Here is a 14,918-nt window from a genome sequence, read left to right as displayed (position 1 = left end):
TTTCGGGACTATTTTAACTTCTCTATTGTATCATTTTTTATCCTAATAAACAGAAAATTTTCTAAAAATTATAAGAAATTTAAAATACAATAAGGTTGAAAAACACTTCCAACCTTATGCTTGTTATGATGATTTGCTTCCATAGACAATTTGCCCATCACAGATCGTATAGTGAACAACGCCTTTTAATTTTTCGCCGATAAATGGTGAATTAGCTGCTTTTGAGGCAAAATCTTCTGTTATCATGCGTTCAGCATTTGTATCGAAAATTGTGAGATCGGCTGGACCATTCTCAGCAAGATAACCCGCTTCAAAATCATAGAGTTGCGCTGGGTTAATTGTCATTTTTTCCAGTAACTGCATGAGTGTCAAATGACCTGCTTCCACCAAATAAGTCAAACCAAGCGAAAGTGACGTTTCTAGACCTGTCATACCAGACGGTGCTTTGGTGATGTCTTTTGCATTCTTTTCATCAGCGTGATGAGGTGCATGGTCTGTCGCAATGACTGAAATAACTCCAGACTTAAGTCCTTCAATGACAGCTAAACGATCTGATTCCAAACGAAGTGGCGGGTTCATTTTGGCATTGCTACCTTTTAACAACAATAGCTCTTCTGTCTTAGAAAAATGCTGGGGCGCTGCTTCTGCTGTTACGTAAGTGCCCAATCGCTGAGCGAATTCCACGACTTTCACACTTTCTGCTTTTGATAAATGCTGGATATGAATATGGGTATTGGTTGCATGAGCAATCATCACGTCACGCGCAATCATACTATATTCAGCGACCCCAGTCGCACCGCAAAATCCAAAATGTTCTTTGGCAATCTGCTCATTAAACCCAAGAATACCATTGAGTTCTGGATCCTCTTCGTGAAGGCAGATAAATGTACCATTTTTGTCAGCTTCTTCCAAAGCTTCGCGTACCACTTTTGTACTTTTTAATGGAATTCCGTCATCTGAAAAACCAATAGCTCCCGCTTCCAAAAGCGCTTTGAAATCTGTCAAATGCTGTCCATCAAAATTCTTTGTAATGGTCGCGACAGACTTAATATGAATGTTTTCACGATGGGCAGATTCTAATACTTCTTTCAACGTCTCTACTGTTGAAATCGTTGGAGTGGTATTTGCCATCATGACAACCGTTGTAAATCCACCCGCTGCCGCAGCTAAAGCACCCGTATGAATGTCTTCTTTATGCGTCTGACCAGGTTCACGAAAATGAACATGAATATCAATCAGCCCTGGCGCCACCACCAATCCAGTCGCATCAATCACCTGAGCATTTTCTGCCTTCAAATCCTGACCAATTTGAAGAATTTTTTTATCCTGAACTAGGACATCGCAAACCTTATCAAAACCAGATTTTGGATCCATAACGCGACCATTTTTAATTAACAACATGCACTTTTCTCCTTATTCTCCATAAAAATCAACATGACTCTCCACTAATTTATCCCCTTTATAGGAAAATTTAGCCGAGAAGAATGGTTTATCTTCTAAAATCCAAGATAGAAACGTATAATCTCCTTCCCAAGTTGACTTGGATAAGATTTCTTCATAAGGTACCCATTCCAAAGTACCTTCATCGCAGTCAATCAGTTCTCCCTCAAATTCTGTCGCTTTAAATACGTACGTGTACCAATCATTATCAGGTGTAAAATCTGGAAACGTGATAATACCTTTTAATACTGGCTTATTGACTCGCAAGCCTGTTTCTTCTAAGATTTCTCTTACAGCACACTCCTGCGGCGTTTCACCTTTCTCTAACTTACCCCCAACACCAATCCACTTACCAGCATGGACATCATTAGGCTTTTTATTTCGATGTAGCAATAAAAATTCTTTGCCGTTGTCAATGTAGCAAATCGTTGCTAATTTAACCATTTTTATCCTTTCAAAAATACCACTATATAAAACTACTTACAATAACCAATTTATCGGTTCTATCCCTTGAGACGTTAGAAAGGCATTTGTTTTAGAAAAAGGTTTGCTACCAAAAAATCCACGATGAGCTGAGAGAGGGCTTGGATGAGGAGATTCTAAAATGAGATGTCTAGGATTAGTGATCAAGGCTTTTTTCTTGCGTGCATAAGAGCCCCAGAGTATAAAGACAACAGGTGTATCTTTTTCATTGACAACCTTAATCACAGCATCCGTAAACGGTTCCCAGATTTGACCGGCATGTCCATTTGCTTGCCCAGCAGGAACGGTCAAACTGGCATTCAGCAGCAAGACTCCTTGCCGTGCCCAAGGTGTCAAATCATGAGATTCTTTGATGCCAATGTCATCTGCTAACTCTTTCAAAATATTTTGAAGAGAAGGCGGTGCTGGAATATCATCTGGTACTGAAAAGCTCAGCCCCTGCGCTTGACGCGGACCATGATAGGGATCTTGCCCCAAAATCACTACTTTTACATCTGCTAAATCCGTCGTCTGAATCGCATTAAAAACTTTTTCACGCGGTGGATAGATTGTACCTGATGAATAAACTTGATTTAAAAAGTAATTGATTTTACCAAAATAGCCGTCAGGCAACTGCTGCTTAATCAAACTATGCCAAGCTGAATGTCCCATTGTTTCTCCTGTTCTGTATCGTTATTTTTCTTCCTCTGGATAAGCCATGCCCCACTCTTTTCGCAAATCCGTCATGATTTTCATGACATCACAGCTGTAATCCAAATGCATCTCATTTTTGTCACCAGCTACTGCTGCTTCCATATCAAGAACTTCATACATTAAAGCTTCGCTCGTCTTTCCTGTTTCAATGATTTCTTGATGCCCGTCTTCAGTATAAGTAATAACCGCCTTTTGCCCTCTAGGATATTCATACATTTCAATGTAGCCCTTATCATAAGCAATTGTTCCACGCTTGGGCTGTTTAGCATGAAGACTCAAGGTCAAAGTCGCCATTTCTCCTTGGGCATTCGTTAGAAGAATCCCTGCTTGCTCGTCAACGCCTGTTGGTGCAAATTTTACTTGCGAAAGGACTTGATGAGGGCTAGATGTCATAAACCACCGAACAAATGACAAGGCATACACGCCAATATCTAACAGTGCACCGCCTGCAAGCTGACGATTAAAGAAACGATTGGTCATATCGTATTCTTTGTAACTACCAAAGTTCATTTGAATCATTTTTAAATCACCCAATTGACCACTAGAAATGATGTTGTTCAATTGTCGATAGATTGGCATGTGGTAAATCGTCATCGCTTCTGCCAAAACGACGTGTTCTTGCTCGGCTAATAAAACCGCTTCTTCCAATTCTTCTGAATTGAGCGTAATGGACTTCTCGCATAGAACATGTTTTCCGTTTTTTAATGCTTTTCGTAAAAAATCAATATGCGTATTATGTGGCGTGGAAATGTAAATAATATCCACATTTTCGTCCTTAAATACGTCATCAATCTGATCATAAACTTTTTCAATACCGTATTTTTGTGCAAAGTCCAAGCCTTTCTGATGTGTTCGGTTAGCAACAGAATAGAGCTTTCCACCTAGCTGCTGCAAAGCCTGTGCCAATTCATTAGCAATCACACCTGTACCTAAAGTTGCCCAATTATAGCGTACCTTATTTTCCATGGTCATTCTCCTAGCTACATAATTATCTTTATCATACCAAATTTTCCTTCATTTAGCTGACTTTTTGTGTAGAAATCAATTGCTTTAGTGAAAGAAAAGTAGTACTTCTTTTCAACGTTTAAACCAATCTTTTTTTACATTCAAAAGAAATCTAACATAACTCTCTACAGGCGACATACATTATCTCAAATAATATAAAAAGATTCACCTGTGTTATAATGAAGACAGAAAGGAAGTTTATTATGTGGTCTTGGTTTATTGTATTTTTACTTTTGATTATTGCTTTATTTTACTTTTCAAATATCATAATAAAAACTATTATCGGATTTGGATTATTTATTTTTGCGATTGCTATCATTTGCCTTATCATTGATTTTCACAATGATCCAAATAAAGACTAAAAATTGGCTTGAATAGGTCATTTTTCTAATGGGATAAATGAGATATAAGATTGGCTTATTCAGGAGTAAATCCTAAAAATGTTATTAAAAAAATCGTCATTTCTAAAAAACACCCCAATACATTTATTGGAGCATTTCTAGTTTAGTTATCTTCAGAGAAAGCTGAATCCAATTCTTTCTCATCTGATTGAACAACTTGTTCTGGAGTTTCAGTGGTAATCGCAGATTCTTGTTGAGGTTGAGTTGGTGTTGTTTCAGGTTCAACTGCTTGTTCTTGAACTGGTTCTTGTGGTTGAGTAAATTGTTGTGCTTGAACAGGTTGTTGCTGAGGTTTTGCTTGTTGTGCTGTAAATTGTCCTTGGTAAACCATAGGTTGTACTTTAGTTGGCATACAAAGTAGGACAATTAGAGCGATAGAACATGGTAACATAGCAACGGCAGCCAAAATATTTAAAATTGGAACCCACATCAAAAGTATAGGACCTGCATATAAAAAGATAAATGCCCAATGATAGCCAGCATCCCGCAAACGACGCACAATAATCGCCAAATTTGGGATTAAAGTTGCTATCCCAAATAAACTCAATAAAACAAAGACGAAAAGTGTAGAACCTAATCCAGCTATAAAGACGCTTGGATCAAAACCACTCCCTCCTTCATAGTAAGCTGCTTGTTGAATAGCACTGAAAATCGCTGTCATAATCGCTCCAAAAGCTATTATCACAAATGGAAGGGTAATTAAAGCATTGCATAAAACAGACCACCAATAGTCAGATCTAGTTGATTTTCCTTCAAAATCAGCATAGTGAGTCCAAAATTTTTTATAAGCGGTAAACATCATAAATCTCCTAATTTTTAAATTTTTAATAGAATACCATACTTTTCCTAATAAATCAACGGAAATTAATTTTTAGAGAACAATTACTTGACCATCTCTAATCGCCAGTTTGTCCACCCTGAAAATTTAACTGCCCCTTGTTCATCTGTCCGATAGACTTTAGCAGGCAATTGTGCAAATCGCTCTATTGTATCTTGGCTTGGTTGCTTAGATTGATTATTTTTCCCGACAGAAATGAGCGCAACCGTTGGTTCTATTTGTTGCAAAAATTTTGAACTTGATGAGTCCTTGGCTCCATGCTGTCCGACTTTCAAAACATCTGTTTTCAACTTTGGATAATGCTGCATTAACTTTGCTTCGCCCTCTTCTTTCAAGTCGCTCGCAAATAAAAATCTTGTACGGAAAAACTGACCATATAAAACGATCGAATGGTCGTTCTTGCTAGCACCCGAAAGAACTTGCAAATGATGATCAAAAATAGGAAGTTTGTCGCCTTGTTTTACAACATGAATGAATGTGTTTATTTTCCTTAATTTCTCTAGAAAATCTGCATTGCTTAGACTACTTCTAGAAATATAAATTTTCTTTATTGCAAATTTTTTAGCAACTTCTAATACATCTCCTGCATAATCTGGATTAGGATTTGTTAAGACTAAAGCATCAATCGTATCTATGCCACGACTTTTTAAGTAAGGAATCAAAGTTTTCTCTGCATTTGAGCTAGTCGCTCGTTTTTGCCAAGCTTCTTTTGTTCTAATTTCCTCACGTCCACCAACATCAATCAATACATTTCGTCCTTTCCAGTCTCTCAGAAAAATACTATCTCCCTGCCCAACATCAACCATTGTGATCTCATTTTGCAAAGGAAATTTATTTATGAAAAAGAGTAATGAAAGAAGCAGACTAAGAAATATTACCCATTTTTTATTTTTTCTAATATCATACAAAATAGCCAGTACAAGTAGCATAACAATCAGCAAAAGCGGACTGGGTTGCCCAAAAACGATTGGTCTGCCAAAGACACTTGCTATCCAACGAATGCTATTTTCTAACCCTTCAAATAGAAAATTGACCTGAGTTAGCTTTATCAAAGGCGAAGAAAGAAAAATCAACGTCAAGCCTGGCAGCATCATTGTATCGAAAATCAGTGAAAAAACAAATGTCAACAAAATAGACCAAGGTTGAAATTCACCAAAATAAAAGATTAGAATCGGTAAAACACCAAGCGAAATGACACTGCTCTCTACAACAATCTTTCGCCAAGAAGTCAGACTTTCAAAATCTATCACACTAATAACAAAAGCATAGGCGCAAGAGAGAACTCCTCCTGCCGTTAAAAGAAAGGAAGGCATAATCAAGGACAATATCATCATCGTTAAAGCAAAATTATCTAACTTAGTGATACCATGTTGCGACAGTAATTTCTGAACTAAGCTCCGTACAACGGATACTGAAAATCCAGTCATTCCCGCATAGAAGAAAGAAAATGGATATTGACATTTATGGACCATTTCCTGTGTAAGACCCAGCCTTAACAGCAACTTACGAAAACCCTCCATAAAAAAACCAACTTGCATGCCAGACAGCGCAAATAAATGAATAATCCCCAAGCTAGAGTAAAGATTGTTCATTTCATCGAAGTCTGTATCCAAGGCACCAAATAAGAGTCCTGTCATGTAATTACTCATCGGATTTGGAAAATGCTTCTTGATAAATACCAGTGCTCTTCTTCGCCAGCTAGAAAGCCACTCAAAAGTGTGCAAGCTGATTCTATCTTGGCTCGATAAAATGGTATCCACTTTTAAAATTCGATAAATCCCTTGCGTTTTTAAATAGGATTGGTAATCAAAACCAGCAAAATTACGCTTCTTCTCAGGGATTTCAAATTCCCCTTCAACGGTCAATATAGCCAGACTAGAGAGATTTTGAAAAGCCAACTGTTCTTCCTTTGATTTCAATTTGTAGTAAACTTGATAAGTCTGCCCATTTGTTTTACCACGGAAAGAAAGTGAATCTCCATTTACCTTAATCGTGTCAGGTAGAACTGCTACTTGTCTTACGGGAGAGGGTGCTACTTTCGTCTTCTGCTCTACCATTTCCCTACGAACAAAGAAAAAACCAGCAAAACAAGAGAGGATCATGAAGGTCATGAAATATTCTTTCGGTGAATAAAAGCGAAAAAGACGAATCACTAGAAAGATAAAACCAAGACAAGCTAACCAACTACTTTGGTAGATTGCAAAATATAACCAGACAAGCAAAAAAGCTATGTAAATTGGCTTAATCGGAAATCTTTTAATCCACTGTGACATATTCTTTCAATTTTTCTAGTGTTTTGGCACCAACTCCTGATACATTTTTCAGGTCATCAACTGAACTGAATTTCCCGTTTGCCTCACGATAATCTAAAATATCTTGCGCACGTTTTTGACCGATGCCAGAAATGGTCTGCAACTCAGATAAATCAGCTGTATTTAGATTGACCTTATTCCCTTTTTGCGATGCGACTTTACTAGTTCCTGACGTTGAAGATTGTCCTGTTCCGCTTGCAACACTTGTCGCATTCTCGCCAACAGTTGCCACATAAACAACAGCTTCATCTGTTAGTTTTTGCGCCAAATTGATAGACTTGCTGTCAGCGTCTGTCGTTAAACCACCCGCTTTTTGAATTGCATCATTGATACGGCTAGTCTTTTTCAGTTGATAAATACCTGGATTTTTGACTGCACCCTTGACATCTACGGTTAAAAATTCTGATTCTTCACTTGAACTCGTTTGAGTCTCTGCTTTTTCTTTCTGTGAGTTTTTCTTCGTTCTAGTTGAAATTTCTTTTGATTCTGCCTCCGAACTCGTAACTGTTTCCTGTGCGAGCTCTGCTACATTTGATTGTCTACTAGATTGACCATTTATCATAAAAAATCCTGCTATTATCAAACCAATCAAACTTAAACCAATCAAAATTTTATACTCTTTCATCTTCTCAATGATTGTCTCTAACATCTTTCCTCCTCAGTTGAATGAAAATTTGCTTTATCTATTTATTCGTAAAACAAATAAAAAAGTTGAAAAAATTTCTCAGTCCTTGCCATGTTAGAAAAGGGTTTTTGAGAAAGATTGACCAATCAACTACCTCGAACTACTAAAAAATCGGAAACAACTTCCGATTTTTATATCTTGTACATTATCGCACATTATAAGCCTTCATCGTCCGAGCAATGTCTCTATTTTGCTCACGACGTTTAATGGATTCACGCTTGTCATAGTCGTGTTTCCCTTTAGCCAATCCTAAAAGTAACTTGGCATAACCGTCCTTAAGATAAACTTTAAGGGGAACCAAAGTCATTCCAGTTCCTTTGGTTTCCTGCTCTAATTTCTGGATTTGTTTTTTATGCAATAGCAATTTTCTCCTACGTTCAGGATCTTGATTCCAGATATTGCCCTCCTCATAGGGAGCGATGTGAACATTACTGAGCCAGACCTCTCCGTTTTTGACTTGAGCAAAGCCGTCTTTCAGGTTAATTCGTGCAGCCCGCACACTTTTGATTTCAGTTCCGGTCAGAACCATGCCCGTTTCAATCGTATCAACAATCGTATAGTCGTGTCGTGCTTTTTTATTTTGCGCTACGACCTTTCCTTCTCCCTTTGCCATTCTTGCTTCCTTTCTTTACCACTTCTTTATAAAAGGGTCTCTTGCCCTTGTTTTTCTTTAATTTCTTATCCCTAGGAACTTTTCCTTTCGGAGATTTGTCTCTTCGTCCTCTGTTATCTTGATGCGACTGTTGACGCCTATCACGATTGGATTGCTTTCTTTTTTCAATCACGTCATATTCACTAGGTAGGTATTCAAAGTCAATCTCTCCCGTAGCCTTATCAGCCCGAACTAGCTTAATGTGAATCTGTTGACCGACACGGAAAACAACACCTGACTTTTCGCCCTGCAAAGTTAGATTGCGTTCATTGTAGTGAAAAAATTCTGGCAAGTTGGTTACATGAATCAAGCCTTCAACTGTATTGGGGAGTTCAACAAAAAGACCAAATTTAACAACACTAGACACGATACCGTCAAATTCTTCTCCGACAAACTCTTCCATAAACTCAGCCTTTTTCATAGCTTCTACTTCTCGCTCTGCTTCAATAGCTCGCCGTTCCCTGCCGGAAGACTGACTGGCAATATCTGGAATGACTTGCTCAAAATGCTCTGCTATTTCCTTAGAACAGCCATAATCACGCACCATGCGATGAACCAAAAGGTCTGGATAACGGCGAATCGGACTAGTAAAGTGCGTATAAAACTCGGCAGCTAGGCCATAATGACCGTGGTTGTGTTCTGAGTAACGAGCCTGCTGCATGGAGCGCAAAAGCATCATAGACAGCACTTCTTCATAAGGCTGACCGTGGACTGCTTTCATAATATCCTGAAGGGCAGATTGGCTCATAGAATTAGCAGTTCCGTAAACCCGAACGCCAAAAGTAGAAGCATAATCAATAAACTTCTGCACTCTCTCAGCTTTAGGTTCTTCATGAATACGATAGATAAAGGGCAGGTTTAACGTAGCAAAATGCTCTGCTACTGTTTCATTGGCGACTAGCATAAAGGACTCAATCATACGCTCCGCAAGTCCACGCTGCCGCAAAACAATATCTACTGGACGCCCAGTCTTATTGACCAAAATTTTAGCTTCTTTCGTATCAAAATTAAGGGCTCCTCGCTTGAAACGCATCGTTTCTAAGATAGCATGAAGCTCTGCCATTTGCTCTATACTTGGCACAATCGCTTTAAAAGCTGCTCGTTTTTTCTCGTCTCCCGCAATCATGTCATTCACATCGCTATAAGTCATACGAAAAGTAGTTTTAATGATTGTTTGTGTAATGGTATGCTTGACAACTCGACCTTTTTGATCAATCTCCATAATAGCTGATTGCGTCAGCCGATCTACATTAGGATTGAGTGAACAGATACCGTTTGATAGGCGTTCAGGCAGCATAGGTACTACTCGATCCGTCACATAAACAGATGTCGCTCGATTGAGCGCTTCCTTATCTAATTCAGAACCTTCTTGAACATAGTAAGAAACATCTGCAATATGAACTCCCAGTTCAAAATGTCCATTTTTCAGCTTCTTGATATGAACTGCATCGTCCAAATCTTTCGCATCCGCCCCGTCAATGGTAAAGGTAATTTCATTACGTAGATCTAAACGTCCTTCAAAATCCTTTTCAGACAGCGTCTCTGGAATCGTTGATGCTTCCTTCAAAACTCTTTCTGGAAACTCAGACACAATGTCCATGGACTCCAAAACTTCCAGAACATCAATCCCCGGATCGTCCTTATGACCGACCACATCTAAAACAGTAGCTACAAAAAAGTCATGCTTTTTAGTCGGGTACTTATCAATCTCTACTTTTAAAATCTCTGTCCCATCCAAAACCAAAGCTGGTTTCTTGATATAAATAGGTTGAGATATTTTCTGATTTTTTGACCGAATATAACCAGCATACTTAGGCTTTTCTTCATCCAAGATGAGCTGACCCACTGCTGTTTTTAAGCTGTGTTCCAAAACATCAATAACCTTCGCTTCAGCAGATGTTCCCTTGCTACGATCTGCAACCTTAGTGATTGCAACTTCTACCGTATCACCATCAATCGCATAGTTGACATCATTGCGACCAATAAAAAGATCATCCTCTTCTTCATTTAAGGTAACAAAACCAAAGCCATTTTTATGGGCGTGAAAGGTCCCTTTCAAAGTAAGCATTTGCTTTTCTTTGTGAAGCTGGATTTTGCCTGCATTGCTAAAGCTCAACTGACGTTTTCGCTCCATTTCAGAAATCGTTTTAACTAGGTTTCTAAAGTCTTTTGCCTTTTCTTTCCCTAATCCCTGCGCCAGTTCATCTATGCTAGCTTCTTTTTTCTCTCTTAAATAGCTTAAAATTTCTTCTTTCATTCTTTCCTTTTCTCTTATGTTTTCTAAACTTTAAGTTGCCTTTTCTCATCTACTACAGAAAAAATAGGCAAAGACAAAGTCAGAGCCCATTTTATTTACTAGATAAGATTGTCAGCATTAGTGCAATCAACAACCAAAAGAAAACCATCACTCCCGTCAAACGCTGCATAACTGCTTCAAAGCCTCTTGCTTTTGGTCGTTCAAACAAATCTCCTGCACTTGCGTCAAATACATTACTTGATTGATTTTTTGTAGGTTGCATAAAAATTGCGATTAAAATAAATACTGATAAAATCAATAAAATGGTTAATAATAAATTATACATATCAAACTCCTTAAAATCTCATCTATTTTATCATAAAATTTATTTTGATTCAAGATGTAGGGTCACTTTTCTCTCTTTAGGGCAATACTTTAAGACTTCAACTTTCTCTGGATGAGTCTTCATATTTTTGCTTGTTAAATAATTCTGACTGCCACAACTTGAACATTTTAAATTAATCTTTACTCGCACTGACTTCCTTCACTCCTAAATATTTTCTAAAACTAAATAATAAAAAGAAAAAATTCAATAATGCTAAGCCTGCTGTACTATAGAAAACCCAATGATAGCCAAAATGTACAGAAATCATTGAGCCCATTAGAGGACCAATAACACCTCCAATATAGAAGAATGTTTGATTGTAACTAAAAATTCTGGAAATACCTTCTTTGGGAGTGATTTTATTTAGCAGAGAGCTAACTCCAGGCAAAAGCGCCCCCGTTCCCAGACCAAACAGGAAACGATAAATTCCCAATTCAAGCGGCGTACCAGCCCTCGCACAGAAAATATAAATTACAAAACTATATAAGAGAGCCAGCAAGAGCAAACGGTGATTTCCCATTTTATCTCCTAGTTTTCCCAGCCAACTAGAAGAAAATATACTTGAAACTCCCATAGCTGAAACGATTGCACCAGATACTAGCAGCAGATTTTCTTTTTGCCCTAAAGAGCGAATATAAAGTGTCAAAATAGGGGAAATGGACTGGCCAATCATCTGAATCACCATGCTAGTAATGAACAAACTAAAAAGGATTGATTTTTGAGGAATTCGTTGAAATAGTTGCCTGGTCGAAACTTCTTTTTCCTTAGAGACAGGATGAAAATCTTCTTTTATCCCAAAAATGGTCCACAAAGTAACAACAAACAAGAAAAATCCAACCAAAAGGAAGACATTTCTCATTCCCAAACTCTGAGCAATCATTCCTCCTAAAAGAGGTCCCATCAGCGTTCCCGCTACGACACCTGTTGACAATGTTCCCAAAGCATATCCAGAGTGCTTTTTAGGCGCTTGACTAGCAATCAATGCCGTGCTATTTGGTACATAACCAGAAAACACCCCATTTAACAGTCTCAATACAATGAGCCAAAATACATTTGGCACAAACGCCAAGCCTCCCATGGTAAAAGTCATTGCAAAAGCAGCTCGAATCATCATGGGCTTGCGGCCATATTTATCAGCTAAACTTCCCCATACAGGAGATAAAAGAGCGGCTGTCAAAGCTGTGCTCGAAACCGCCAAACCTGAATAAAATTCAACCATGGAGCCTCTAGCACCTAATTCTTCCACATACAAAGACATAAAGGGAACAACTAGTGACAGGCTGGCACCTATAAAAAAGTTCCCCAGCCAAGCAATCCATAAATTCCGTTTCCAATTCACTTGATTCTTAATAAAATCATCTTCTTTCTTTGTCTAAAAATGCCTGCACCTGCTTTAAAGTAGCCGAAAGCGCACCATTATTGTCAATCACAATCTCAGCTCTTTGTCTTTTTTCTGCCAAAGAAAGTTGGGCTGCTATGCGTTGTTGAGCCTCTTCTTGACTAAGATTATTTCGAGTCATTAAACGTTCTAATTGAGTATCTTTACTCACATCTACTAGCCAAACTTGGTCAAACCAATCTTCATACTCCTGTTCAAATAAGAGTGGAATATCCATAAAGAAAAGCTCTTCTGTTGCTGCCAATTGCTCACGTTTTAAAGCTAATTCTTCTCGAATAATATTATTTTGTAAGCGACTGGACTTCTCTAGTAAATTGGGACGACTAAAGAGAAGAGCTCCTAGCTTTTTTCGATCCAATTGACCGTCTGCCAATAAAATTTCTGTTCCAAATTCTGACAACAGAACTTGATAAAGTCGACCTCCCGGTTTCTGCAATTCATGAACCACCTGATCCGCATCAATGACCTGATAGCCCTTTTGCCTGAGACAATTTGTGACTGTCGATTTGCCAGAAGCAATACCGCCTGTAATTCCGATTATTTTTGCCATGTCCTACCTCATTTTTTGACAATGTGGACAAAGGTGAGTTCCACGACCAGCTAGTTTGATTTTTTCAATTTCGTGACCGCATCTAGTACAAGGTTGGCCTGTTTTTCCATAGACTTGCAGGAAATCCTGCATGGTTCCGTCTTCTCCCAAAGCATTACGGTAGGTGCGAATGGTTGAACCGCCTTTTTCAATACCTAACTGCAAGACTGCAATAATCTGCTTGCGTAATTCCTCTGCTTCTCCAGCAGTCAAACTTTGAGCTGCTCTTGCCGGATGAATCTGCGCCCGCCATAATACTTCATCTACATAGATATTGCCAAGACCAGCTACTAAAGTTTGATCCAACAGGTAAGGTTTAATCAATTTCTTAGATTTTTTCAGAGCGGTTTCAAATGGCAGTAAATGAAAATCTGATTCAGTCGGTTCTGGTCCTAGCTTTCGCTCAGTAAAATAGGATGTTATTTGTTCTTTTCTCAACAACTCCATCGTGCCAAATTTCCGAACATCCTGATAAACGAGGCTGCTGCCATCTGTAAAATGAAAAATTACATGAGAATGCTTCGTCAACTGGACCTCTTCAGGATAGAAAAGATACTTTCCTTCCATGCGCAAATGCGAAATCAGCACCCAATTCGTCAAATAAAAAATCAGATACTTGCCCCGACGCCCAACAGCATCAATGCTTTGCCCCGGTAATTCTAAGACAAAAGGATCTGCCCCCGTTCCAATCATCTTGGCATAACGGACATCTACCTTTTCAATCTCTTTTCCTTTAACCAGCCGCTCTAAACCACGGCGTACCGTTTCTACTTCTGGTAATTCGGGCATAAAATCTTTATCCTTTCTTATCCAAATGTAACATATAATGAACAGTTCGACTTATTTCTTCAAATCCCGCACCCTTGTGAAAAGCTTGACTGACTGCATTGTCCATATCACAATCTGCAGCTAGCTGGTACACTCCTTTTTCTGTCGCCCACGACTGTGCAAACTCTAGAAGTTGATGAGCGATGCCATTTCTTTGAAAAGCAGGTGCTACCGCTATGCCTTCAATATATGCGATAGGAAGTTGCTCTGCTCCTTCCACATACTCCGAACGCATAGATAAGCTGATCCAAGCAACGGCTTCTCCTTCTATGTAGTACAAAAATTCATTAGGAAATTTTCCTTCAGAAAATGCTGCTAGTAATTTCTTTTTCTCTGTTTTCCAAACTAAATGAGCAAAGTAAGCCCAATCAGCTAGATGAGATTTTTCGACCGCTCGAACTTCCCCTACCATTACCTTTTTCAATCTTCTCTTCCTAGCAGGCGGCGAGCATAGATTGCCTGACCTGAATGCATAGCAGCATCGTCGATGATCGATACTAAACGATTCCCACGCTTAACTGCTGGAGTCCAATTCTCATCAATAACATCTTCCAAACTGTCTTCATTCACCTCTGATAAATAAGCAATTGTTGCCGCAACCGCATCAGACAGATAGCCTTTGAGCAACTCAATATCTGTCACCACAACTTTATGCGCTTCTTGAGGAGTATGGTGCCAATCTTCCGTATCATCTAGCAAATCCAAGGCAAACTTTTTCTTCCAACCTTTAGAGAACCAGACTGGCTCGGTCTTAGCTAAATCAGCAATCTGAAAATCCAGCTCCCGCGCCGTATGCCAAGTCAACCAAGTCACAGACTTAATGGATGGAACTGTATCCGCAACCGGAAAAGCATTCGCTTCTTCCACAGATAAATTAGTCAGCACCGACAAAAAACGCTCCTCGGCTCGTTCCACATTTTCCACTAAAAGATTTACAAATTCCATTGCCCTACCTCCTTAAAAAATAAATTA

General features: G+C 38.7%; 17 protein-coding genes. 1 reads left to right on the top strand and 16 read right to left on the bottom strand.

Going from position 1 to position 14,918, the window contains the following annotated elements; genetic code table 11:
* Window positions 1-123: 123 nt before the first annotated feature.
* Genes SanJ4206_RS04375 through SanJ4206_RS04360 form a run of 4 tightly spaced genes read right to left on the bottom strand, consistent with a single transcriptional unit; the run spans window position 124 to window position 3,582 of the window.
* Window positions 124-1,401, bottom strand: a complete 1,278-nt coding sequence (locus SanJ4206_RS04375) for a dihydroorotase (protein WP_003029848.1) — start codon at window positions 1,399-1,401, stop codon at window positions 124-126.
* A gap of 12 nt (window positions 1,402-1,413) precedes the next feature.
* On the bottom strand, window positions 1,414-1,884 hold the full coding sequence (locus tag SanJ4206_RS04370) for an NUDIX hydrolase (protein WP_003029850.1): 471 nt from the start codon (window positions 1,882-1,884) through the stop codon (window positions 1,414-1,416).
* A gap of 36 nt (window positions 1,885-1,920) precedes the next feature.
* Window positions 1,921-2,574: a uracil-DNA glycosylase gene (locus tag SanJ4206_RS04365; RefSeq protein WP_003029851.1), complete on the bottom strand. Its 654-nt coding sequence runs from the start codon at window positions 2,572-2,574 to the stop codon at window positions 1,921-1,923.
* A 21-nt stretch (window positions 2,575-2,595) separates the two neighbouring features.
* The gene (locus SanJ4206_RS04360) at window positions 2,596-3,582 is read right to left on the bottom strand and encodes a Gfo/Idh/MocA family protein (RefSeq protein WP_022525428.1); all 987 of its coding nucleotides are present in this window, start codon (window positions 3,580-3,582) and stop codon (window positions 2,596-2,598) included.
* A 242-nt stretch (window positions 3,583-3,824) separates the two neighbouring features.
* Between SanJ4206_RS04360 and SanJ4206_RS09840 the strand changes: the two genes are divergently transcribed.
* Window positions 3,825-3,983, top strand: coding sequence for a hypothetical protein (locus tag SanJ4206_RS09840; RefSeq protein ID WP_003042740.1), 159 nt, complete (start codon window positions 3,825-3,827; stop codon window positions 3,981-3,983).
* A gap of 142 nt (window positions 3,984-4,125) precedes the next feature.
* Here the strand turns inward: SanJ4206_RS09840 and SanJ4206_RS04355 are convergent, their stop codons facing one another.
* The 12 genes from SanJ4206_RS04355 to SanJ4206_RS04300 form a co-directional block, all read right to left on the bottom strand.
* Window positions 4,126-4,824, bottom strand: a complete 699-nt coding sequence (locus SanJ4206_RS04355) for a DUF805 domain-containing protein (protein WP_003029857.1) — start codon at window positions 4,822-4,824, stop codon at window positions 4,126-4,128.
* Between the two features lie 80 nt (window positions 4,825-4,904).
* Window positions 4,905-7,133: a DNA internalization-related competence protein ComEC/Rec2 gene (locus SanJ4206_RS04350; protein WP_003029858.1), complete on the bottom strand. Its 2,229-nt coding sequence runs from the start codon at window positions 7,131-7,133 to the stop codon at window positions 4,905-4,907.
* Entirely contained in the window at window positions 7,117-7,821 is a 705-nt protein-coding gene (locus SanJ4206_RS04345; RefSeq protein WP_003029859.1) for a helix-hairpin-helix domain-containing protein, read from the bottom strand. The genes SanJ4206_RS04350 and SanJ4206_RS04345 overlap by 17 nt, the downstream gene beginning before the upstream one ends.
* A gap of 181 nt (window positions 7,822-8,002) precedes the next feature.
* On the bottom strand, window positions 8,003-8,470 hold the full coding sequence (gene smpB, locus SanJ4206_RS04340; protein WP_003029860.1) for an SsrA-binding protein SmpB: 468 nt from the start codon (window positions 8,468-8,470) through the stop codon (window positions 8,003-8,005).
* Window positions 8,433-10,766, bottom strand: coding sequence for a ribonuclease R (gene rnr / locus SanJ4206_RS04335; RefSeq protein ID WP_003029862.1), 2,334 nt, complete (start codon window positions 10,764-10,766; stop codon window positions 8,433-8,435). Before rnr ends, smpB begins: the two co-directional genes overlap by 38 nt.
* 91 nt (window positions 10,767-10,857) lie before the next feature.
* Window positions 10,858-11,091, bottom strand: a complete 234-nt coding sequence (gene secG / locus SanJ4206_RS04330; protein WP_003024744.1) for a preprotein translocase subunit SecG — start codon at window positions 11,089-11,091, stop codon at window positions 10,858-10,860.
* A gap of 39 nt (window positions 11,092-11,130) precedes the next feature.
* Window positions 11,131-11,280: a 50S ribosomal protein L33 gene (gene rpmG / locus SanJ4206_RS04325; RefSeq protein WP_003024746.1), complete on the bottom strand. Its 150-nt coding sequence runs from the start codon at window positions 11,278-11,280 to the stop codon at window positions 11,131-11,133.
* Entirely contained in the window at window positions 11,264-12,469 is a 1,206-nt protein-coding gene (locus SanJ4206_RS04320) for a multidrug efflux MFS transporter (RefSeq protein ID WP_003029864.1), read from the bottom strand. Before SanJ4206_RS04320 ends, rpmG begins: the two co-directional genes overlap by 17 nt.
* A gap of 16 nt (window positions 12,470-12,485) precedes the next feature.
* Window positions 12,486-13,079: a dephospho-CoA kinase gene (gene coaE / locus SanJ4206_RS04315; RefSeq protein WP_003029865.1), complete on the bottom strand. Its 594-nt coding sequence runs from the start codon at window positions 13,077-13,079 to the stop codon at window positions 12,486-12,488.
* A gap of 3 nt (window positions 13,080-13,082) precedes the next feature.
* A complete protein-coding gene (gene mutM / locus SanJ4206_RS04310) occupies window positions 13,083-13,907 on the bottom strand; it encodes a DNA-formamidopyrimidine glycosylase (RefSeq protein WP_003029866.1) in 825 nt (274 codons plus the stop codon).
* Window positions 13,908-13,914: 7 nt separating this feature from the next.
* The gene (locus SanJ4206_RS04305; RefSeq protein WP_022525432.1) at window positions 13,915-14,358 is read right to left on the bottom strand and encodes a GNAT family N-acetyltransferase; all 444 of its coding nucleotides are present in this window, start codon (window positions 14,356-14,358) and stop codon (window positions 13,915-13,917) included.
* 8 nt (window positions 14,359-14,366) lie between these two features.
* Window positions 14,367-14,891, bottom strand: a complete 525-nt coding sequence (locus SanJ4206_RS04300; protein WP_003029868.1) for a mycothiol transferase — start codon at window positions 14,889-14,891, stop codon at window positions 14,367-14,369.
* Window positions 14,892-14,918: the final 27 nt, after the last annotated feature.

It is taken from the genome of Streptococcus anginosus, assembly GCF_001697145.1.
Classification (GTDB): Bacteria; Bacillota; Bacilli; order Lactobacillales; family Streptococcaceae; genus Streptococcus; species Streptococcus hominis.
This window is presented reverse-complemented; position numbering and strand designations above follow the sequence as displayed.

What these genes read in the sequence shown, in the direction of transcription:
- SanJ4206_RS04350 (WP_003029858.1), bottom strand. Translation starts at nt 7,133, where the DNA reads ATGTCACAGTGGATTAAAAGATTTCCGATTAAGCCAATTTACATAGCT.
- mutM (WP_003029866.1), bottom strand. Translation starts at nt 13,907, where the DNA reads ATGCCCGAATTACCAGAAGTAGAAACGGTACGCCGTGGTTTAGAGCGG.
- coaE (WP_003029865.1), bottom strand. Translation starts at nt 13,079, where the DNA reads ATGGCAAAAATAATCGGAATTACAGGCGGTATTGCTTCTGGCAAATCG.
- SanJ4206_RS04375 (WP_003029848.1), bottom strand. Translation starts at nt 1,401, where the DNA reads ATGTTGTTAATTAAAAATGGTCGCGTTATGGATCCAAAATCTGGTTTT.
- SanJ4206_RS04360 (WP_022525428.1), bottom strand. Translation starts at nt 3,582, where the DNA reads ATGGAAAATAAGGTACGCTATAATTGGGCAACTTTAGGTACAGGTGTG.
- secG (WP_003024744.1), bottom strand. Translation starts at nt 11,091, where the DNA reads ATGTATAATTTATTATTAACCATTTTATTGATTTTATCAGTATTTATT.
- SanJ4206_RS04345 (WP_003029859.1), bottom strand. Translation starts at nt 7,821, where the DNA reads ATGTTAGAGACAATCATTGAGAAGATGAAAGAGTATAAAATTTTGATT.
- SanJ4206_RS04355 (WP_003029857.1), bottom strand. Translation starts at nt 4,824, where the DNA reads ATGATGTTTACCGCTTATAAAAAATTTTGGACTCACTATGCTGATTTT.
- SanJ4206_RS04370 (WP_003029850.1), bottom strand. Translation starts at nt 1,884, where the DNA reads ATGGTTAAATTAGCAACGATTTGCTACATTGACAACGGCAAAGAATTT.
- SanJ4206_RS04300 (WP_003029868.1), bottom strand. Translation starts at nt 14,891, where the DNA reads ATGGAATTTGTAAATCTTTTAGTGGAAAATGTGGAACGAGCCGAGGAG.
- rnr (WP_003029862.1), bottom strand. Translation starts at nt 10,766, where the DNA reads ATGAAAGAAGAAATTTTAAGCTATTTAAGAGAGAAAAAAGAAGCTAGC.
- SanJ4206_RS04305 (WP_022525432.1), bottom strand. Translation starts at nt 14,358, where the DNA reads ATGGTAGGGGAAGTTCGAGCGGTCGAAAAATCTCATCTAGCTGATTGG.
- smpB (WP_003029860.1), bottom strand. Translation starts at nt 8,470, where the DNA reads ATGGCAAAGGGAGAAGGAAAGGTCGTAGCGCAAAATAAAAAAGCACGA.
- SanJ4206_RS04365 (WP_003029851.1), bottom strand. Translation starts at nt 2,574, where the DNA reads ATGGGACATTCAGCTTGGCATAGTTTGATTAAGCAGCAGTTGCCTGAC.
- SanJ4206_RS09840 (WP_003042740.1), top strand. Translation starts at nt 3,825, where the DNA reads ATGTGGTCTTGGTTTATTGTATTTTTACTTTTGATTATTGCTTTATTT.